This is a genomic window from Rhodopseudomonas sp. BR0M22 (genome assembly GCF_010907035.1).
GTDB lineage: Bacteria > Pseudomonadota > Alphaproteobacteria > Rhizobiales > Xanthobacteraceae > Rhodopseudomonas.
Window position 1 is genome coordinate 1 of sequence record NZ_QUMK01000031.1, and the last position, 19,110, is coordinate 19,110.

At 64.7% G+C, this 19,110-nt stretch carries 19 protein-coding genes; 18 read left to right on the forward strand and 1 reads right to left on the reverse strand.

Annotation, left to right across the window (positions count from 1 at the left end):
- The 16 genes from DY468_RS11980 to DY468_RS12055 all read left to right on the forward strand — a co-directional run.
- On the forward strand, positions 1 to 665 hold a 665-nt coding region (locus DY468_RS11980; protein WP_164605037.1), incomplete at its 5' end, for a methyltransferase.
- Between the two features lie 88 nt (positions 666 to 753).
- Positions 754 to 1,692, forward strand: a complete 939-nt coding sequence (gene bchC / locus DY468_RS11985) for a chlorophyll synthesis pathway protein BchC (RefSeq protein WP_164605038.1) — start codon at positions 754 to 756, stop codon at positions 1,690 to 1,692.
- A complete protein-coding gene (locus DY468_RS11990) occupies positions 1,692 to 2,690 on the forward strand; it encodes a chlorophyllide a reductase iron protein subunit X (protein ID WP_164605039.1) in 999 nt (332 codons plus the stop codon). The genes bchC and DY468_RS11990 overlap by 1 nt, the downstream gene beginning before the upstream one ends.
- A gap of 23 nt (positions 2,691 to 2,713) precedes the next feature.
- Complete coding sequence (gene bchY, locus DY468_RS11995; protein ID WP_164605040.1) at positions 2,714 to 4,303, forward strand: chlorophyllide a reductase subunit Y; 1,590 nt, start codon at positions 2,714 to 2,716, stop codon at positions 4,301 to 4,303.
- Positions 4,303 to 5,751, forward strand: coding sequence for a chlorophyllide a reductase subunit Z (gene bchZ / locus DY468_RS12000; protein ID WP_164605041.1), 1,449 nt, complete (start codon positions 4,303 to 4,305; stop codon positions 5,749 to 5,751). The genes bchY and bchZ overlap by 1 nt, the downstream gene beginning before the upstream one ends.
- 77 nt (positions 5,752 to 5,828) lie before the next feature.
- The gene (locus DY468_RS12005; protein ID WP_164605042.1) at positions 5,829 to 6,053 is read left to right on the forward strand and encodes a hypothetical protein; all 225 of its coding nucleotides are present in this window, start codon (positions 5,829 to 5,831) and stop codon (positions 6,051 to 6,053) included.
- A 153-nt stretch (positions 6,054 to 6,206) separates the two neighbouring features.
- Positions 6,207 to 6,404 (forward strand): light-harvesting antenna LH1, beta subunit, encoded by a 198-nt coding sequence (gene pufB, locus DY468_RS12010; protein WP_011157086.1) that lies wholly within the window; start codon positions 6,207 to 6,209, stop codon positions 6,402 to 6,404.
- Between the two features lie 15 nt (positions 6,405 to 6,419).
- Positions 6,420 to 6,611: a light-harvesting antenna LH1, alpha subunit gene (gene pufA, locus DY468_RS12015; protein ID WP_011157087.1), complete on the forward strand. Its 192-nt coding sequence runs from the start codon at positions 6,420 to 6,422 to the stop codon at positions 6,609 to 6,611.
- Between the two features lie 131 nt (positions 6,612 to 6,742).
- The gene (pufL, locus tag DY468_RS12020; RefSeq protein WP_164605043.1) at positions 6,743 to 7,576 is read left to right on the forward strand and encodes a photosynthetic reaction center subunit L; all 834 of its coding nucleotides are present in this window, start codon (positions 6,743 to 6,745) and stop codon (positions 7,574 to 7,576) included.
- A gap of 27 nt (positions 7,577 to 7,603) precedes the next feature.
- The gene (pufM, locus tag DY468_RS12025; protein ID WP_164605044.1) at positions 7,604 to 8,527 is read left to right on the forward strand and encodes a photosynthetic reaction center subunit M; all 924 of its coding nucleotides are present in this window, start codon (positions 7,604 to 7,606) and stop codon (positions 8,525 to 8,527) included.
- A 285-nt stretch (positions 8,528 to 8,812) separates the two neighbouring features.
- Positions 8,813 to 10,246 carry a transcriptional regulator PpsR gene (gene ppsR, locus DY468_RS12030; RefSeq protein WP_164605045.1) on the forward strand — a complete coding sequence of 478 codons (1,434 nt, stop codon included), beginning with the start codon at positions 8,813 to 8,815 and terminating at the stop codon, positions 10,244 to 10,246.
- On the forward strand, positions 10,239 to 11,132 hold the full coding sequence (chlG, locus tag DY468_RS12035; RefSeq protein ID WP_164605046.1) for a chlorophyll synthase ChlG: 894 nt from the start codon (positions 10,239 to 10,241) through the stop codon (positions 11,130 to 11,132). The genes ppsR (DY468_RS12030) and chlG overlap by 8 nt, the downstream gene beginning before the upstream one ends.
- Before the next feature lie 2 nt (positions 11,133 to 11,134).
- Positions 11,135 to 12,460 (forward strand): BCD family MFS transporter, encoded by a 1,326-nt coding sequence (locus tag DY468_RS12040; protein ID WP_164605047.1) that lies wholly within the window; start codon positions 11,135 to 11,137, stop codon positions 12,458 to 12,460.
- Position 12,461: 1 nt separating this feature from the next.
- Positions 12,462 to 13,667, forward strand: a complete 1,206-nt coding sequence (locus tag DY468_RS12045) for a geranylgeranyl diphosphate reductase (protein ID WP_164605048.1) — start codon at positions 12,462 to 12,464, stop codon at positions 13,665 to 13,667.
- Between the two features lie 19 nt (positions 13,668 to 13,686).
- Positions 13,687 to 14,151, forward strand: coding sequence for a TspO/MBR family protein (locus tag DY468_RS12050; RefSeq protein ID WP_164605049.1), 465 nt, complete (start codon positions 13,687 to 13,689; stop codon positions 14,149 to 14,151).
- 33 nt (positions 14,152 to 14,184) lie between these two features.
- Positions 14,185 to 14,457: a hypothetical protein gene (locus tag DY468_RS12055; RefSeq protein ID WP_164605050.1), complete on the forward strand. Its 273-nt coding sequence runs from the start codon at positions 14,185 to 14,187 to the stop codon at positions 14,455 to 14,457.
- A 131-nt stretch (positions 14,458 to 14,588) separates the two neighbouring features.
- Here the strand turns inward: DY468_RS12055 and DY468_RS12060 are convergent, their stop codons facing one another.
- On the reverse strand, positions 14,589 to 15,008 hold the full coding sequence (locus DY468_RS12060) for a c-type cytochrome (protein WP_164605051.1): 420 nt from the start codon (positions 15,006 to 15,008) through the stop codon (positions 14,589 to 14,591).
- 321 nt (positions 15,009 to 15,329) lie between these two features.
- Between DY468_RS12060 and ppsR (DY468_RS12065) the strand changes: the two genes are divergently transcribed.
- A complete protein-coding gene (gene ppsR / locus DY468_RS12065; RefSeq protein WP_164605052.1) occupies positions 15,330 to 16,712 on the forward strand; it encodes a transcriptional regulator PpsR in 1,383 nt (460 codons plus the stop codon).
- Positions 16,713 to 18,911, forward strand: coding sequence for a GAF domain-containing protein (locus tag DY468_RS12070; RefSeq protein ID WP_164605053.1), 2,199 nt, complete (start codon positions 16,713 to 16,715; stop codon positions 18,909 to 18,911).
- Positions 18,912 to 19,110 lie beyond the last annotated feature (199 nt).

Consider the following 19,110-nt stretch of genomic DNA (forward strand, 5'->3'; position numbering starts at 1 on the left):
GGGGGGAGTTGGCGGCGTATTGGGCTTATGTGCGGGGCGAGCGGCCGGGCGAGCTGCCGGGCGATGCGATCGCCTCCTATACGGCGCTGATGGCGGCGTCGCAGCCGATGATCGCCCGCGAGGTGCTGCACGTCTATTCGTTCCGCGAGCACCGCTGCCTGCTCGACGTCGGCGGCGGCGACGGCTCGTTCCTGTCGGCGGTCGCCGCCCAGGCGCCGCAGCTGCGCTGCATGCTGTTCGATCTGCCGGCGGTCGCCGCGAAGGCCGCGGCCCGGTTCGAGGCGAATGGACTGGCGGGCAGGGCGACGGCGGTGGGCGGCAGCTTCACGACCGACCCGCTTCCACAAGGGGCGGACATCGTCTCGCTCATCAGGGTGATCCACGACCACGACGACGAGGTCGTCGAGGCGCTGCTGCGCGCCGTCCACAAGGCGTTGCCGGACAACGGAAAACTGTTGATCGCCGAACCGATCGCCGGGCTTCCCGGCACCGCCGCGATCTCCGACGCCTATTTCGCCTTCTACCTTTACGCCATGGGCTCCGGGAAAGCCCGGAGCTTCCCTCGGCTGCAGGCGATGCTGGAGAGTGCAGGCTTCTCCCAGGTCGTTTTGCACCCGGTTCCGATGCCGTTGGTTGCCTCCGTAATTACCGCCTCCAAACGGTAGTTGTGTTAATCTGGCTTGACACTGTGATCCGTCAGTTTAGCATGACACTCGGCGGCAGAGCTCTGCCGTTCGGAATTTGGAGTAGGCGATGGACGCCATCGCGGTCGTACTCAAGCAGCCACAACAGGTCGAACTCAGTCGCTTGAGCCTCACGGCGCCGACTGACGACGACATTGTTGTCGATGTTGCCTGGAGTGGCGTCAGCACCGGCACGGAACGGCTGTTGTGGTCGGGCCGGATGCCGCAATTCCCCGGAATGGGTTACCCGCTGGTCCCCGGCTACGAGTCGGTTGGCGAGGTCGTGGAGGCTGGTTCGGCCACCGACCTGAAGCCGGGCCAGATGGTGTTCGTGCCTGGTGCGAAGTGCTTCGGTGAAGTGCGCGGCCTGTTCGGCGCGTCGGCGTCGCGGCTGGTCGTGCCGGCCAAGCGCGTGGTGCCTTTGGATTCGCAGCTCGGCGAGCGCGGCATTCTCATTGCGCTGGCTGCGACGGCTTATCATGCGATCGCCGCGCGCGGCGCGACGCCGCCCGACTGCGTCGTCGGTCACGGCGTTCTCGGCCGGCTGCTGGCGCGGATTTCGATCGCGCTCGGCAATCCGCCGCCGGTGGTGTGGGAGAAAAACCCGATCCGCATCGGCGGCGCCGAAGGTTATGCGGTGCTCGATCCCGCGACCGACGAACGTCGCGACTATCGTAGCATCTACGACGTCAGCGGTGATCCAAAATTACTCGACACTTTGATCTCGCGCATCGCGGCCACCGGCGAGATCGTGCTCGCTGGATTTTACAGCGAGCCGCTGTCGTTCTCGTTTCCGCCCGCGTTCATGCGTGAAGCACGCATTCGCGTCGCGGCGGAATGGCAGCCGCCGGACATCGGCGCCACCAAGGCGCTGATCGACAGCGGCAAGCTCTCGCTCGATGGACTGATCACGCACCACCAGGAGGCGGCGTCGGCTCCCGACGCCTATCGCATCGCTTTCGAAGACCCTGCCTGCCTCAAAATGGTACTGAAGTGGAGACCGAGCTGATGAACGTCGTTCCGCAGATCAGCCTGCAAGACGCACAACTCCGGGCCGAGGCATCGATTGAACCCGATGCCCCGGTGACGACTCCCGTCACCAAGGAAACCCAGATCATTGCGATCTACGGCAAAGGCGGTATCGGCAAGAGCTTCACGCTCGCCAACCTGTCTTACATGATGGCGCAGCAGGGCAAGAAAGTCCTGCTGATCGGCTGCGACCCGAAGAGCGACACCACGTCGCTGCTGTTCGGCGGCAAAGCCACGCCGACCATCATCGAGACCTCGTCGAAGAAAAAGCTCGCCGGCGAGGAAGTCACCATCAGCGACGTCTGCTTCAAGCGCGACGGCGTGTTCGCGATGGAGCTCGGCGGTCCGGAAGTCGGCCGCGGCTGCGGCGGCCGCGGCATCATCCACGGCTTCGAGACGCTCGAGAAGCTCGGCTTCCACGAGTGGGGCTTCGACTACGTGCTGCTCGACTTCCTCGGCGACGTGGTGTGCGGCGGCTTCGGTCTGCCGATCGCGCGCGACATGTGCCAGAAGGTGATCATCGTCGGCTCCAACGATCTGCAGTCGCTGTACGTCGCCAACAACGTGTGCTCGGCGGTCGAGTATTTCCGCAAGCTCGGCGGCAATGTCGGCGTCGCCGGCATGGTGATCAACAAGGACGACGGCACCGGTGAGGCGCAAGCCTTCGCCGCGGCGGCCGGGATTCCGGTGCTGTCGGCGATTCCCGCCGACGAAGGCATCCGCCGCAAGAGCGCCAACTACGAGATCGTCGCCCTGCCGGACGGGCAGTGGGGACCGCTGTTCGCGACGCTCGCCGAGAACGTCGCCACCGCGCCGCCGGTGCGGCCGAAGCCGCTCACCCAGGATGGTCTGCTCGGGTTGTTCTCGAGCGACGTCACCGGCCGTGATGTCGTGCTCGAGCCCGCCACGATGGAAGACATGTGCGGCGCTGCGGTGCTGAACAAGCCGTCGCTCGAAGTGATCTACGACGAGGTCTGAGATCGGGTGATCGGGAGTTCGTCATGAGTGTGATGTCTCGTTATTCCGGCCGTATCGCCGGATCGATCGGTGACGATGCGACGGACTTTTCCGTCGACACCGACGCGCCCGCGATCAACGAAGCCGCGACCAAAACCGACGGTCTCGGCTGCCATGCCGGCGCTGCCGAGATGAAGGCGGCGGCGCAGGCTGCGGGCAAGAGCGAAGTGCTCGAACGCTACGCCGCGGACTATCCGAAGGGGCCGCACGATCAGCCGCAGAGCATGTGCCCGGCGTTCGGCTCGCTCCGCGTCGGCCTGCGGATGCGCCGCACCGCGACGGTGCTGTCCGGCTCGGCCTGCTGCGTGTACGGCCTGACCTTCGTGTCGCATTTCTACGGCGCACGCCGCACCGTCGGCTACGTGCCGTTCAGCTCGGAAACGCTGGTCACCGGCAAGCTGTTCGAAGACATCCGCGAGGCGGTCTACAAGCTCGCCGATCCGGCGCAGTACGACACTATCATCATCACCAATCTCTGCGTGCCGACCGCGTCCGGCGTGCCGCTCGATCTGCTGCCGAAGGAGATCAACGGCGTCCGCATCATCGGCATCGACGTGCCGGGCTTCGGCGTGCCGACTCACGCCGAGGCGAAGGACGTGCTGTCCGGCGCGATGCTCGAATACGCCCGCAAGGAAGCCGAGCAGGGCCCGGTGCAGGCGCCGCGCGGCGGCCGTAACGAGCGTCCGACCGTGACGTTGCTGGGTGAGATGTTCCCGGCTGATCCGGTTGGTATCAACCTGATGCTCGATCCGCTTGGCCTTGCCGTGGGTCCGGTGGTGCCGACCCGCGAGTGGCGCGAACTCTATGCGGCGCTCGACTGCCAGGTGGTCGCGGCGATTCATCCCTTCTACAAGTCGTGTGTCCGCCAGTTCGAACTCGCCGGCCGCAAGGTCGTCGGCTCGGCGCCGGTCGGTCACGACGGCACCGAAGCGTGGCTCGAAGCGATCGGCACGGCCTGCAACGTCGAGCGCTCCAAGATCGACGCCGCCAAGAACCGCTTCCTGCCGGCCATCAAGGCGGCGCTTGCCGCCAAGCCGATCAACGCGCGTATCACCGTGTCCGGCTACGAAGGCTCGGAGCTGCTGGTGGCGCGGTTGCTGATCGAAAGCGGCGCGAACGTGCCTTATGTCGGCACTGCTGTACCGCGCACCCAGTGGTCGGATCCGGATCGCGAATGGCTCGAGGCCAAGGGCGTGAAGGTGCAGTACCGCGCCTCGCTCGAGCAGGACTTCGCGGCGGTCGATGAATTTAAGCCGGATCTCGCCATCGGCACCACGCCGGTGGTGCAGAAGGCCAAGACGATGTCGATCCCGGCCTTGTACTTCACCAACCTGATCTCGGCGCGGCCGCTGTTCGGTCCCGCCGGCGCCGGTTCGCTGGCGCAGGTGATCAACGCCGCGCTCGGCAACAAGGCGCGATTCGACGAGATGAAGGAGTTCTTCGGCGACGTCGGGCAGGGCTATGCCGCCGGCGTCTGGGAAGACACGCCGAAGGACGTTCCGGCCTATCGCGAGAAGTACAAGAAGCAGATCGAAGCCGCAGCCAAGAAGCGCAAGGCGGAGGAGATGATCTGATGCTCGTCCTCGATCACGATCGCGCCGGCGGTTATTGGGGCGCCGTGTACGCCTTCACTGCGGTGAAGGGCCTGCAGGTCATCATCGACGGTCCGGTCGGTTGCGAAAACCTGCCGGTGACCTCGGTGCTGCACTACACCGACGCGCTGCCGCCGCACGAACTGCCGATCGTCGTCACCGGCCTCGGCGAAGAAGAACTCGGCAAGCTCGGCACCGAAGGCGCGATGCACCGCGCCCACAAGGCGCTCGATCCCTATCTGCCGGCCGTCGTCGTCACCGGCTCGATCGCCGAAATGATCGGCGGCGGCGTCACGCCCGAAGGCACCGGCATCAAGCGCTTCCTGCCGCGCACCATCGACGAGGATCAGTGGCAGAGCGCCGACCGCGCGATCTCGTGGCTGTGGAAGGAATACGGCCCGAAGAAGATCCCCGAGCGCAAGCGCAAGGACGGCGAGAAGCCGCGGGTCAACATCATCGGACCGATCTACGGCACCTTCAACATGCCGTCCGATCTCGCCGAAATCCGCCGGCTGATCGAAGGCATCGGCGCCGAAGTGAACATGGTGTTCCCGCTGGGGACGCACCTGTCTGATATTCCCAAGCTGGTGAATGCCGACGTCAACGTCTGCATGTATCGCGAATTCGGCCGGCTGCTGTGCGAATCGCTCGAGCGGCCGTATCTGCAGGCGCCGATCGGTCTGCATTCGACCACGCGCTTCCTGCGCAAGCTCGGCGAACTGACAGGTCTCGATCCCGAGCCGTTCATCGAGCGCGAGAAGAACACCACCATCAAGCCGCTGTGGGATCTGTGGCGGTCGGTGACTCAGGACTTCTTCGGCACCGCCAGCTTCGCCATCGTCGCGACCGATACCTATACCCGTGGCGTGCGGCATTTCCTCGAAGACGAGATGGGGCTGCCGTGCACCTTCGCGATCTCGCGCTGCGTCGGCAAAAAGACCGACAACGAAGCGGTGCGTGCGGCGATTCGTCAGACCCCGCCGCTGATCATGTTCGGCAGCTACAACGAAAGAATGTACTTGGCCGAGACCGGCGGTCGCGCCGTGTACATTCCGGCGTCATTCCCGGGTGCTGTGATCCGCCGTCATACCGGCACGCCGTTCATGGGGTATTCCGGCGCCACTTACCTGGTGCAGGAAGTCTGTAACGCGCTGTTCGACGCACTTTTCAACATTCTTCCGCTCGGCAGCGATCTCGATCGCGTCGATCCGACGCCCGCGCGCCGGCACGAAGAACTGCTGTGGAGCGACGAAGCCAAAGCGCTACTCGACGAAGTGCTCGAGGCGCACCCGGTGTTGGTGCGGATTTCGGCTGCAAAACGCCTGCGCGACGCCGCTGAGAACAGCGCGCGCCGTGCCGGACAGGAAAAAGTCACCACCGAATTCGTCAGTAAAGCGCGTGCAGCGCTGCTCGACGGTCAATCGGTGTAACGATGATTTGAGCTAGAACAATGCGCTTCACAATGTCGCGACCAATTATGAGCAATCCAAGAGTGAGGAGATGATCGATGTCCGACTTAGTCCACACCGGCCGTCGCTCGAGGGTTCTACCGGATAGCGCCGCGTTCGAGAGTCGAGCGATGTTTGGTGCTTGCTATGCGCTGTTCTTGACCCGCGCGCTCGTCACGCGGGCGATGCCCTGGCGCAAGAAATCCGGACAGCAGGAATCGGTGTTCAGCGAGGCGCACAACGCAGCGAGCGTGCTGGTGACCTCGTCGTTCATGGGAATGTAATTCGGAAATTTCGTCCGGCCTCCGCCGGACGGAAGGCTGCCGTTTTGGAGACGAAACGGTAAATCGCTGTCGTTTCGGAAACGATACGGCAATCGTAGCCGCCCTCGCTCGGGCGGCGTGTCGGCCGAAAGGCCATCACTAGGAGGTGACCAAATGAGTGACGGTTCCATCTCGGGACTTTCCGAAGCGGAAGCCAAGGAATTCCACTCGATCTTCGTGACCAGCTTCTTCCTCTTCATCGTCGTTGCGGTTGTCGCTCACATCCTCGCCTGGATGTGGCGTCCGTGGCTGCCCAAAGCGACCGGCTACGCGATGGACAGCGTGCATCAACTGACTTCGTTCCTGTGCTAAGGGGAGACGACTACTATGTGGCGAATTTGGCTTCTGTTTGATCCGCGTCGCGCGCTGGTCCTGCTGTTCGTGTTCCTGTTCGGCCTGGCCATCATCATCCACTTCATCCTGCTGAGCACCAGCCGGTTCAACTGGCTCGATGGTCCGCGTGCGGCGAAGGCGGCGTCGATCTCGCTGCCGTTCACTCCGCCGAGCATGCCGGTCTAATGGCGTGACTCACTGCTTGCCGGAAGGGAAGGGAAACGGACCGATCTGCCGGGCCCACCCCCTTCCGGGAAGCGACATGGACTGGACGACGACGATGGATTTTCCCTGGCTCGCACGCGGAGGAACGATCGATGGCAATGCTCAGCTTTGAGAAGAAATACCGCGTTCGTGGCGGAACGCTAATCGGGGGCGACCTGTTCGATTTTTGGGTTGGCCCGTTCTACGTTGGGATCTTCGGGGTCATGACCGTGTTCTTCGCGGTGATCGGCATTGCGCTGATCATGTGGAACACCGCGCTCGGCCCCACCTGGAATCTCTGGCAGATCAGCGTCAACCCGCCGGACGCGAAGTACGGTCTGGGATTTGCGCCGCTCGCCGAGGGCGGCATTTGGCAGTGGGTGAGCATCTGCGCGACCGGCGCGTTCGTCACCTGGGCGCTGCGTGAGGTCGAAATCTGCCGCAAGCTCGGCATTGGCTACCACGTTCCGTTCGCTTTCAGCTTCGCCATCTTTGCTTACGTTACGCTGGTGGTGATCCGTCCGGTCCTGATGGGCTCTTGGAGCTACGGCTTCCCCTACGGCATCTTCACGCATCTCGATTGGGTGTCGAACACCGGCTACGCCTACGGCCAGTTCCACTACAATCCCGCGCACATGATCGCGATCACGTTCTTCTTCACCACCTGTCTGGCGCTCGCGCTGCATGGCGGCTTGGTGCTGTCGGCGCTCAATCCCGACCGTGGCGAACCCGTGAAGTCCCCGGAGCACGAGAACACCGTGTTCCGCGATCTCGTCGGCTACTCGATTGGTACCATCGGCATTCACCGCCTCGGCCTGTTCCTGGCGCTGTCGGCCGTGTTCTTCAGCGCGGTCTGCATGATCCTCAGCGGTCCGGTGCTGGCAGAAGGTAGTTCGTGGCCCGATTGGTGGAATTGGTGGCGCAACCTGCCGATCTGGAATTCGTAATTCAACCGGTCACAAGAGAGTCTTGTCATGGCCCAATACCAGAACATCTTCACGCAGGTCCAGGTTGAGGGACCTGCCTATGCGGGGGTGCCGCTACGACCCGGCAGTTCGCCCCGCGAGACCAAGACCACCTTCTTCTATTGGCTTGGTAAGCTCGGCGACGCCCAGATCGGCCCTGTCTATCTCGGCTTCACCGGTGTCTGCTCGCTGCTGTGCGGCTTCGTTGCGATCGAGATCATCGGTCTCAACATGCTGGCGTCGGTGGACTGGAGCCCGATCGAATTCCTGCGCCAGTTCTGCTGGCTGGCTCTCGAGCCGCCGAAGCCGGAATACGGTCTGACCATTCCGCCGCTGAAGGAAGGTGGCTGGTGGTTGATGGCCGGCTTCTTCCTGACCGTGTCGATCCTGCTGTGGTGGGTTCGTACCTACCGCCGCGCTCGGGCGCTCGGCATGGGCACCCACATCGCTTGGGCGTTCGCGTCGGCCATCCTGCTGTACCTGGCGCTCGGCTTCATTCAGCCGGTGTTGATGGGCACCTGGAGCGAAGCGCCGCCCTTCGGCATCTTCCCGCACCTCGACTGGACCAACAACTTCTCGATCAAGTACGGCAACCTGTACTACAACCCCTTCCACTGTCTCTCGATCGCCTTCCTGTATGGCTCGGCCCTGCTGTTCGCCATGCACGGTGCGACCATCCTGGCCGTGAGCCGCTACGGCGGTGAGCCCGAAATCGAGCAGATGCTGGACCGTGGTACCGCACTTGAACGCGCTGCTCTGTTCTGGCGCTGGACGATGGGCTTCAACGCCACTGCCGAATCGATCCATCGTTGGGCGTGGTGGTTTGCGGTGCTCTGCCCGCTGACCGGTGCCATCGGCATCATCCTGACCGGTCCGGTTGTCGATAACTGGTTCGATTGGGGCGTGAAGCACGGCCTGGCGCCGCCGCGGTAAACACAACCGCACGTCTATCCGAGCGAATGATGCGCGCGCCTGATGGTACAAATCCGATCAGGCGCGCGTTGCTGCTTTCAGCTTCACTTAAAGCCATCGGTTGGCGGTGGTTTTGTACCGCTGGCTGGTGACGAAGGAAGCGACCTGCTGTAAACGAAGCGCCTCCAACTCCGCCCGAGAGGCCTCGAGAACAGCCTAGAAGACTGCCAACAACAATAGGCTCGACTTGTAAGGACTCAGACGTCGGAGTGCAGGACGAGTTCTCGCTGGAGGATGTTTGCCCTGGTGCAAGTGTTCAAATCTCCGAAGGAGTCGCTGGGGGATCTCGGTGCCCAGTCCGCTGCGAAGCTTATCGCCGCTGCGACCGATGTCGCGCTGGTGGTGGATGCGCAAGGCGTGATCCGAGACACGGCGTTCAACAAAGACGAACTGGCGCACGAGCTCGATCGCCAGGGGCGGTGGCTCGGCTCGCGACTGATCGATATCGTCACGTCCGACACCCAGCCGAAGATTCGTGAATTGCTGCTCGACGCCACCTTGCGCGACGTGCCGATCTGGCGACAGGTCAACCATCCTTCGCTGAACGGCGAGGACATTCCCGTACTGTATTCGGCGATCAATTTTGGGCGAGACGACCGCACGCTCGTGGTCGGTCGTGATCTGCGTCAACTCGCGACGATGCAGCAGCGGCTAATCAACGCCCAGCAATCGATGGAGCGCGACTACATCCGGCTGCGGCACGCCGAGACGAGATACCGGTTGCTGTTCCAGGTGTCGTCGGAAGCAGTGATGATCGTGGATGCGACCAGTGAACTGATCGTGGATGCCAATCCGGCGACGCTCGCGCTGTTCGATACCAGCGCGCCGCAGGCGTTGAACGCGCCGGTGCTCGGCTTCGTCAGCGGCGCCGACCAGCAGACCGTTCTGAGCCTGTTCGCCGAGGTGCGTTCCAGCGGTCGCGACGGCCGGGCTCGCATCAAGCTCGCCGATGGAGCGCGGGAGTGTGAGCTGTCGGCGTCGCTGTTCCGGCAGGAGAATGCGTCGTTGTTTCTGGTGCGTCTGACGCCTTACGGCGCGTCGCCCGGAATCGGCGGCGCCAAAGCGGCTTCGTTGCTGGTCAAGTATTTCGAATCCGCAGCCGATGCGCTGGCGGTCACCCAATATGACGGCCGCGTCGTGCGCGCCAATCTGGCGTTTCTGGAAATGGCGCAGCTCGGCAGCGCCGAACAGGCGCGGGGCGAGTTGCTCGATCGCTGGCTCGGCCGCACCGGAGTCGATTTGTCGGTGGCGCTCGCCAACCTGCGGCAAAGCGGCGCAATCAAGCTGTTCGCCACTGTTTTGCGCGGTGAGTATGGTGCGGTCGCAGAGGTCGAAGTCTCGGCGGTCGCCCTCAAGGACATCGAAGACAAGCCGTGCTTCGGCTTTGCGATTCGCAACGTCGAGAAGCGGCTGACCACAGCGGCGACGTCGAAACGCGAACTGCCGCGCTCGATGGCGCAGCTCACCGAGCTGATCGGTCGGGTGCCGCTCCGCGATCTGGTGCGCGAGACCACCGATGTGATCGAGAAGCTGTCGATCGAAGCGGCGCTGGAGCTGACGGGAGACAACCGCGCCTCGGCCGCCGACATGCTCGGATTGAGCCGGCAGAGCCTGTACGTCAAGCTGCGCCGCTACGGTCTGGCCGAACACGCGCCGGAAGGAGACGGACTCGATGAGTAACAGTGTGGCGCTGCGTCCGGCGCCTTCCGCGGTGCTCGAAGTGCTGCACCCGATCACTTGGTTTCCGCCGATGTGGGCGTTCGGCTGCGGCGTCGTCTCCGCCGGCGTGCCGATCTCGAGCCGCTGGCTGGAAGTGATCGCCGGCATCGTGCTGTGCGGCCCGCTGCTGGTCGCCACCAGCCAGGTGGTCAACGACTGGTTCGATCGCGACGTCGACGCCATCAACGAGCCCAACCGACCGATTCCATCCGGGCGCATTCCGGGCCGCTGGGGCTTGTATCTGTCGTTTCTGTGGACCGCGGCCTCGTTGCTGCTGGCGAGCCTGCTCGGCGCCTGGGTGTTCGGCGCCGCCGTCCTCGGCCTGGTGCTCGCCTGGATGTATTCGATGCCGCCGTTCCGGCTGAAGCAGAACGGCTGGCTCGGCAACGCCGCCTGCGCCATCACCTATGAGGGCTTCGCCTGGTTCACCGGCGCTGCGGTGATGCTCGCCGGTCTGCCGCCGTGGTGGATCGTGGCGCTCGCGCTGCTGTACAGCGCAGGCGCGCACGGCATCATGACGCTCAACGACTTCAAATCGATCGAGGGCGATATCAAGACCGGTGTCGGTTCGCTGCCGGTCAAACTCGGCGTCGACAACGCCGCGCGGGTGCTCTGTGCCGTGATGGCGATCCCGCAGGTGATCGTGGTGGCGCTGCTGCTGTCGTGGGATCGGCCGATCCAGGCCGGCATCGTCGGCTTCGTGCTCGCCGTCCAACTCGCCTTGATGGTGCGGTTTCTGCGCTCGCCGGTCGAACGCGCCACCTGGTTCTCGGGACTCGGCGTCGCCCTGTATGTGTCCGGCATGATGGCCAGCGCCGTCGCCGTTTCATCGTTCGGAGCCGCTTGATCATGATGCGCCCGCTGTCCTGGCTCGGCATTGTTCGGATGGGTCTGGTTCAGACCGGCCTCGGCGCCATCGTGGTGCTGACCACCTCGACGCTGAACCGGGTGATGGTGGTGGAGCTGGCATTGCCGGCGATGTTGCCGGGCGCGCTGGTGGCGATTCACTACGCGCTGCAGGTGTTCCGCCCGGCCTGGGGGCACGGCTCTGACCGCGGCGCGCGCCGCACGCCTTGGATCATCGGCGGCATGGCGGTGCTGGCGCTCGGCGGTTTCCTGGCCGCCTGCGCCACCGCGCTGATGACGGTGCAGACGCTGGCCGGCACAGCGCTGGCGATCGTCGCGTTCTGCCTGATCGGCGGCGGCGTCGGTGCGGCCGGCACGTCGCTGCTGGTGCTGCTCGCCAAGCGGGTCGACGAGAAGCGCCGCGCCGCAGCGGCGACCATCGTCTGGGTCATGATGATCGCGGGCTTCATCGTCACCACAGCGGTCGCCGGGCATCTGCTCGATCCGTTCTCGCCGCAGCGGCTGGTCGCTGTATCGGGCGGTGTGTCGCTGATCGCGATGGTGCTCACCTTCCTCGGCGTCTGGGGCGTCGAAGGCCGCACCGCTGCGACCGCGCCAATGGCGAAGCCGGCGGCGCAACAGGAATCGTTCCGCAAGGCGTTCGCGGACGTCTGGCACGAGCCGCAGGCGCGACGCTTCGCAGTCTTCGTGTTCGTGTCGATGCTGGCCTACAGCGCTCAGGATCTGATCCTCGAGCCGTTCGCCGGCGCGGTGTTCGGCTTCACGCCCGGCGAGACCACCAAGCTGTCCAGCATGCAGCACGGCGGCACGCTGATCGGCATGGCGATGGTGCCGATCATCGGCGCGCTGTTTCCGAAGTCGCGGGGTAATCTGCAGATGTGGACGATCGGCGGCTGTATCGCCTCCGCGATCGCGCTGCTCGGATTGTCCTCGGCTGCCGTGATCGGTCCGTCCTGGCCGCTGCGCTCCACCGTGTTCATGCTCGGCGTCACCAACGGCGCCTATGCGGTGGCGGCGATCGGGTCGATGATGGAACTGGTCGGCGCCGGCGGCGAACATCGCGAAGGCGTGCGGATGGGGCTGTGGGGCGCCGCGCAGGCGATCGCGTTCGGCATCGGCGGCTTCATCGGCACGCTGGCGAGCGATCTGGCACGCCTGATCCTGGGCGCGCCGGCGGTGTCCTATGCGGTGGTGTTCGCCGCGGAAGCAGGTTTGTTCCTGGTGTCGGCGGCAATGGCGGTATGGGTACATCGCGCGCAGAACCGCCGTGACGTCGATCTGTCCAATACAGCAGTGGCGGGAGGTTGAGATGACCGAGAACTCCGCAATTTACGATGTCGTTGTCGTCGGCGGCGGCCCTGCCGGTGCGACCGCGGCGTGCGATCTGGCGCGCGCCGGCAAGCGCGTGGTGCTGCTCGACCGCGCCGGCCGGATCAAGCCGTGCGGCGGCGCGATTCCGCCGCGGGCGATCGAAGACTTCGCGATCCCCGACAGCATGCTGGTGGCCAAGATCAACGCCGCGCGGATGGTGTCGCCGAGCAATGTCGAAGTCGACATGCCGATCGACGGCGGCTTCGTCGGCATGGTCGATCGCGAGCATTTCGACGAGTGGCTGCGCCAGCGCGCCGCGACCGTCGGCGCCGAACGGCGCACCGGCCTGTTCAAGCGGTTCAGCCGCGACGAGTCCGGCGTCAACACCGTGCACTACGAAGAGCGCCAGCCCGACGGCGCGATGATCGATCAGACGGTGCGCTGCCGTGCGATCATCGGTGCCGACGGTGCGGTGTCGGGTGTGGCGCGGCAGTTCTTGAAGGACGCCGATCGGGTGCCGTTCGTGTTCGCCTATCACGAGATCATCAAGGCGCCGACCGCCGAACAGCGGGCCGCCTACGAGAGCCGGCGCTGCGACGTGTACTATCAGGGCCAGGTCTCGCCGGACTTCTACGGCTGGGTGTTCCCGCACGGCCAGACCGTCAGCGTCGGCACCGGCTCGATGCACAAGGGCTTCTCGCTGCGCGATTCGGTCGCCGAGCTGCGCAAGCAGACCGGCCTCGACGAGGTCGAAACCATCCGCAAGGAAGGCGCGCCGATCCCGCTGCACCCGCTGCCGCGCTGGGACGACGGCCACAGTGTGCTGCTCGCCGGCGACGCCGCCGGCGTGGTCGCGCCGGCGTCCGGCGAAGGCATCTACTACGCGCTGCTCGGCGGCCGGCTCGCCGCCGAGGCGGTCGGCGAGTTCCTGCAGACCGCCGACGCCAAGGCGCTGAAGCTGGCCCGCAAGCGCTTCATGCGCGCCAACGGCTCGGTGTTCCGGATCCTCGGCATCATGCAGTGGTACTGGTACGCCAGCGACAAGCGCCGCGAACAATTCGTCAGCATCTGCCGTGATCGCGATGTCCAGAAGCTGACGTGGGACTCGTACATGAACAAGAGGCTGGTGCGCGCCAAGCCGATCGCGCATGTTCGGATCTTCTTCAAGAACCTGGCCCACATGACGGGGCTGGCGTCGGTTTGATTGCTCCAGGCGGTGGCTTGTGAATCCGATTTTTGTCGCGGCCGCCGTCGCGATCTTCGTCGGTCTGCTCGGCGGTTCGCTGACCGACACCGGGACTTGGTACCAAAGTCTCGTCAAACCCTGGTGGCAGCCGCCGGACTGGGCGTTCGGCCCGGCCTGGACGGTGATCTTCGCGCTCGCCGCGATGTCCGCGGTCTATGCCTGGCGCGGCGCGCGCACCCGCGCCCAGCGCGATTTCGTGATCGGGCTGTTCGCCGCCAACGGCTTCTTCAACGTGCTGTGGAGCATGCTGTTCTTCACCGTGCGGCGGCCGGATTGGGCGCTGCTGGAGGTGCCGCTGCTGTGGCTGTCGGTGCTGGTCGGCGTGGTGGTGTTCTGGCGCAATGCCCGCACCGCGAGCTATTACCTGCTGCCCTATCTGGTCTGGGTGACGTTCGCCGCCTACCTCAACTGGACCGTGGTCGCGCTGAACACGCCGTTCTGATCCCCTGACGATGCGGTCGCATCGAGAGCCACCATGCAGATGATGTCCGAACTGTTCGCCAGCGGCGCCTTCGTCGACTGGGTGCTGATCTTCCTCGTGATCGAGGCGATCGCGGTGATCGGCTATTGGCTGTGGCGCAAGCGCGGCATCGCGCCGGCCGATTTCCTGCCCGGGATGATCTCCGGCGGGCTGATGCTGCTGGCGCTGCGCGCCGTGCTCGCCGGTGCGGGTTGGCTGGTGCCGACTCTGTGCCTGCTCGCCGCCGGCGGCGCGCATCTGGTGGACGTGCTGCGGCGCTGGCGCTGAGAGCGGGCAGGGCGCCTTCAACAACCAGCGACGGCGAAGAACAGAAGAACAGCAGCCCGAAAACACGAAGGGCTCCGGTTCGTGCGAACCGAAGCCCTCGTGACGTCCAGACGTCGGTAAGTCGGATCGACTTACTTCAGGGTGGCCAGATAGGCGACCACGTCCTTGCGCTGCTGCTCGTTGGCGAGCTTGAAGGTCATCTTGGTGGCGCCGACGGCCTGATCCGCATGACCCTTGTCGGTCAGGAACTTCTTGAGGAAGGCGTTCGGATCGGCGAGGTAAGCGAAGATGTTTTCCTGGGTCCAGACCAGACCGGCTTCACCCGAGTGATGGTTCAGCGGCGAATAGCTGAAGCCCGGAGCGGTGCCCGCCTTGCGGCCGACGACGCCGGCCAGAGCCGGGCCGACCATGTTCTTGTCGGCGCGGTGGCAGGTCATGCACTGCTTGAACACGGCTTCGCCCTTCGCGGCATCCTGAGCCGAAGCGGTGCCGATCGACAGAGCTCCTGCGGTGGCGGCGATGCTGACGATTGTGAGAAGTTTTTTGACCACGTCTCTCTCCTTGAAGAACCCGTCTTGGCGTCGAGCGACCCCGGGCCTTGTCGGCCATGACAGACAGTCGCATCCAAACCCGTTCTGAACGGTTCTGTAAAGTCGTTCTAACGTAAATGACGATAGGTTGTGCGAAGCAATTTTGCCTGATGACGTTGATCTATCGAAATTTTATTTCCGACTAGGCAATTCGGCTAATTTTCGCTTTTCGCGTTGCGGAAGACACTTGCCATAGCCCGTAAGTGCGACTAAGTCCTTGTGAACACGGCAATGTCTCGACAATGCGTCGTATTGACGCCCTGCCATAGGCGAGCGGAGCTGATGGTCACGAAATCCGTTCACGCCGACGTCACTCTTCTGCTCGACATGGAAGGTGTGATTCGAGAGGTCACGCTGTCTCCGGCGATGGCGGCCGAACGCGTCGATGGGTGGCTCGGACGGCGTTGGAGCGACATCTCCGGCGACGAAAGCGTGCATCGCATCATGGACGATGCGCGACGCAGCGGAATTTCAGCCTTCCGGCAGGTCAACCAGACGTTCCCGAGCGGCGTCGAAATCCCGATCGAATTCACCACCATGCTGCTGGGCGACCGCACCGGCATGATTGCGGTCGGCAAGAACATGCAGGCGGTCACCGAGCTGCATTCCCGGCTGATCGCCGCCCAGCAGGCGATGGAGCGCGACTATTGGCGGCTGCGCGAACTGGAGACGCGCTACAGGCTGGTGTTCGATGCTGCCGCCGACGCCGTGATGATCGTCACCGCCGACGATTTTCGGATCGTCGAGGCCAACCGCGCAGCGATCAATGCGATCAGCGGCGAGCGTGGCAACGACGATCTGGCGGGGAACGACTTCATCCCTCAGATCGCTGCCGCCGACCGGGATGCGGTCCGTGACATGTTGGCGCGCGTGCGCGAACGCGGCACGGCCCTGAGCGTCCTGGTTCATTTCGGTCGTCATGGCAGGGCGTGGACGCTGCGCGGCTCGCTGATGTCGGCAGATCGGCGCCAGGTTTTCCTGCTGCACCTCACGCCGGTGGCGACCGCGCCCGCCGTCGAGGAAGCCGACGACGACATGATGCTGCGGGGATTGATCGACCGCGTCCCCGACGGTTTCGTGGCGATGGATTCGGCCGGCGTGGTTCGTCACGTCAATCAGGCATTTCTCGATCTGGTTCAGCTTGGATCCAAGCCGGCGGCGATCGGATGCTCGCTCGGGCGCTGGCTGGGGCAGCCCGGCGCCGATCTGTCCAGCCTGCTGACTCTGCTTCGGCGCTTCAACGCCGTGCGGCTGTTTCAAACGACGATCCGGGGCGAGCTCGGCACCGAGACCGAGATCGAGATCTCCGCCATCGACGGCGACGAGGACAATTACATCGCCGTGCTGATCCGGAACGTATCGCGCCGGCTCGATCCGGCGGCCGACGGCGAACCGCTGCGCCAAGCGCTCGGGCCGATCAGCCGGCAGCTCGGCCGAACCTCTCTGCGCAAGCTGGTCAAGGATACGGTCGGCATCGTCGAGCAGCACTACGTCAAGGAGGCTCTGCTGCGGTCGCGCGGCAATCGCACGGCCACCGCCGAATTGCTCGGTTTGAGTCGGCAGAGTCTTTATGCCAAGCTCCACCGCTACGGCTTCGACGACAAGAGCGCCGGCTCCGCTGCTCTCGACGACGCGGACGGCGCCGCAGACGACGCAGAGGATTGAGTGGCAGCTATTGCCTCGAGCAGCCCCGCATTCGGGACCGCCGATCTTTCGAATTGCGAACGCGAAGAGATCCATCTCGCCGGCTCGATCCAGCCGCACGGCGCTCTTCTGGTCGTCAGCGAGCCGGATCATCGCGTCATCCAGGCCAGCGCCAACGCTGCGGAATTCCTGAACCTCAAGCGGGTGCTCGGCGTTCCGCTCGCTGAGATCGATGGCGATCTGCTGATCAAGATCCTGCCGCATCTCGATCCGACCGCCGAGGGCATGGCGGTCGCGGTGCGCTGCCGGATCGGCGATCCGGCTTCGGATTACGACGGGTTGATCCACCGGCCGTCGAGCGGTGGATTGGTGATCGAGCTCGAACGCGCCGGCCCGCCGATCGATCTGTCGGGCTCTCTGGCGCCGGCGCTGGAGCGGATTCGCGGTGCCGGTTCGCTGCGCGCGCTGTGCGACGACGCCGCGCTGCTGTTCCAGCAACGCACCGGCTACGACCGGGTGATGGTGTATCGTTTCGACGAGGAGGGCCACGGCGAGGTGTTCTCAGAACGCCACGTCCCCGGCCTCGAATCCTATCTCGGCAATCGCTATCCGTCGTCGGACATTCCGCAAATGGCGCGCCGGCTCTACGAGCGCCAGCGCGTGCGGGTGCTGGTCGACGTCGGCTATCAGCCGGTGCCGATCGAGCCGCGACTGTCGCCGCTGACCGGGCATGATCTCGACATGTCGGGCTGCTTTCTGCGCTCGATGTCGCCGATCCATCTGCAATACCTGAAGAACATGGGCGTCCGGGCCACGCTGGTGGTGTCGCTCGTGGTCGGCGGCAAGCTGTGGGGATTGGTGGCCTGTCACCATTATCTGCCGCGCTTCATCCATTTCGAGTTGCGCGCGATCTGCGAGCTGCTCGCCGAGGCGATCGCGACCCGCATCACTGCGCTGGAGAGCTTCGCCCAGAGTCAGTCCGAGCTGTTCGTGCAGAGGCTCGAGCAGCGCATGATCGAATCGATCACCCGCGAGGGCGACTGGCGTCCGGCGATCTTCGACACCACGCAATCGATCCTGCAGCCGCTGCGCGCTTCCGGCTGCGCGCTGGTCTACGAAGATCAGATCAGGACGGTCGGCGAGGTGCCCGGCACCCAGGACATTCGCGCGATCGCCGCCTGGCTCGACGGTTTGCCGCGATCACTGGTGACCTCGACCGCTTCGCTCGGCCTTGAGATACCCCGTTTCGCGCACCTGACCCGGGAGGCGAGCGGGGTCGTGGCCGCGCCGATCTCGGATCATCGCGGCGAATTCGTGATCTGGTTTCGCCCCGAGCGCGTGCACACCGTCACCTGGGGCGGCGATCCGAAAAAGCCGTTCACGATCGGCGACAGTCCGGCCGACCTGTCGCCGCGGCGATCCTTCGCGAAGTGGCACCAGGTGGTCGAGGGCACGTCCGATCCCTGGACCGCGGCCGATCTCGCCGCTGCTCGTAATATCGGCCAGACCGTGGCCGATATCGTGCTGCAGTTCCGCGCTGTGCGGACGCTGATCGCGCGCGAGCAATACGAACAGTTCTCCAGTCAGCTCGAGGCGTCGTTGCAGCCTGTGCTGATCACCGATGCCGATGGCCACATCGTTCTGATGAACGACGCGTTTCGTGCGATGCTGCCGGCTGGCGCGCCTGCGCTCGCACATCTGGAAGATCTCGCCAGTCTGTTCGTCGAGCCGCGCGATTTTCTGCTCAACGTCGCTGAACTGCTCGATTATGCACGCGGATGGCGCGGCGAGGTGTTGTTGCGCGGCGCCGGCAACACCCCGCGGCCGTTGCTGGTCCGTGCCGATCCGGTGACCCCGTCGCAGGACCGGGCGCTCGGCTTCGTGTTGATCTTCAACGACGCGACTGATCGCCGCACAGCTGCTGCGGCGCGCACCAGGTTTCAGGAGGGGCTCCTCGCCAGCTCACGGCCCGGCCTCCGGCTGGATTCCAAATCGGACCTGCTGCACGAGAAGCTGTTGTCGGCGCTGGTCGAGAATGCCCAGCTCGCGGCGCTCGAAATCACCTACGGCGTCGAGACGGGACGGATTGCCGAACTGCTCGAGGGCGTGCGGCAGTCGATGCTGCGCACCGCCGAAGTTCTCGGCCATCTTGTGGAGCATTCCGCCCGCACCACGCGCAGCGACCACAGCGAAGACGGATCGCGCGACAAGAAGACTTAGATTATTTCTGCTTTCGACAGAATCAGGACCGCACTTCCTATCGGTCGCAGCCTGCAGAACCTCATGGTGAGGAGGCGCGAAGCGCCGTTTCAAACCATGCGCCGCACGCGATGTGGCTCCTCATCCTTCGAGACGCCGGCTTTGCCGGTCTCCTCAGGATGAGGACGTTCGGCCCGTGGCAAGGGCCAAATCCGCTTCG

Excerpts from the sequence above, each read along its gene's own strand:
- bchC (WP_164605038.1), top strand. The coding sequence starts at position 754 with ATGGACGCCATCGCGGTCGTACTCAAGCAGCCACAACAGGTCGAACTC.
- DY468_RS11990 (WP_164605039.1), top strand. The coding sequence starts at position 1,692 with ATGAACGTCGTTCCGCAGATCAGCCTGCAAGACGCACAACTCCGGGCC.
- bchY (WP_164605040.1), top strand. The coding sequence starts at position 2,714 with ATGAGTGTGATGTCTCGTTATTCCGGCCGTATCGCCGGATCGATCGGT.
- bchZ (WP_164605041.1), top strand. The coding sequence starts at position 4,303 with ATGCTCGTCCTCGATCACGATCGCGCCGGCGGTTATTGGGGCGCCGTG.
- DY468_RS12005 (WP_164605042.1), top strand. The coding sequence starts at position 5,829 with ATGTCCGACTTAGTCCACACCGGCCGTCGCTCGAGGGTTCTACCGGAT.
- pufB (WP_011157086.1), top strand. The coding sequence starts at position 6,207 with ATGAGTGACGGTTCCATCTCGGGACTTTCCGAAGCGGAAGCCAAGGAA.
- pufA (WP_011157087.1), top strand. The coding sequence starts at position 6,420 with ATGTGGCGAATTTGGCTTCTGTTTGATCCGCGTCGCGCGCTGGTCCTG.
- pufL (WP_164605043.1), top strand. The coding sequence starts at position 6,743 with ATGGCAATGCTCAGCTTTGAGAAGAAATACCGCGTTCGTGGCGGAACG.
- pufM (WP_164605044.1), top strand. The coding sequence starts at position 7,604 with ATGGCCCAATACCAGAACATCTTCACGCAGGTCCAGGTTGAGGGACCT.
- chlG (WP_164605046.1), top strand. The coding sequence starts at position 10,239 with ATGAGTAACAGTGTGGCGCTGCGTCCGGCGCCTTCCGCGGTGCTCGAA.
- DY468_RS12040 (WP_164605047.1), top strand. The coding sequence starts at position 11,135 with ATGATGCGCCCGCTGTCCTGGCTCGGCATTGTTCGGATGGGTCTGGTT.
- DY468_RS12045 (WP_164605048.1), top strand. The coding sequence starts at position 12,462 with ATGACCGAGAACTCCGCAATTTACGATGTCGTTGTCGTCGGCGGCGGC.
- DY468_RS12055 (WP_164605050.1), top strand. The coding sequence starts at position 14,185 with ATGCAGATGATGTCCGAACTGTTCGCCAGCGGCGCCTTCGTCGACTGG.
- ppsR (WP_164605052.1), top strand. The coding sequence starts at position 15,330 with ATGGTCACGAAATCCGTTCACGCCGACGTCACTCTTCTGCTCGACATG.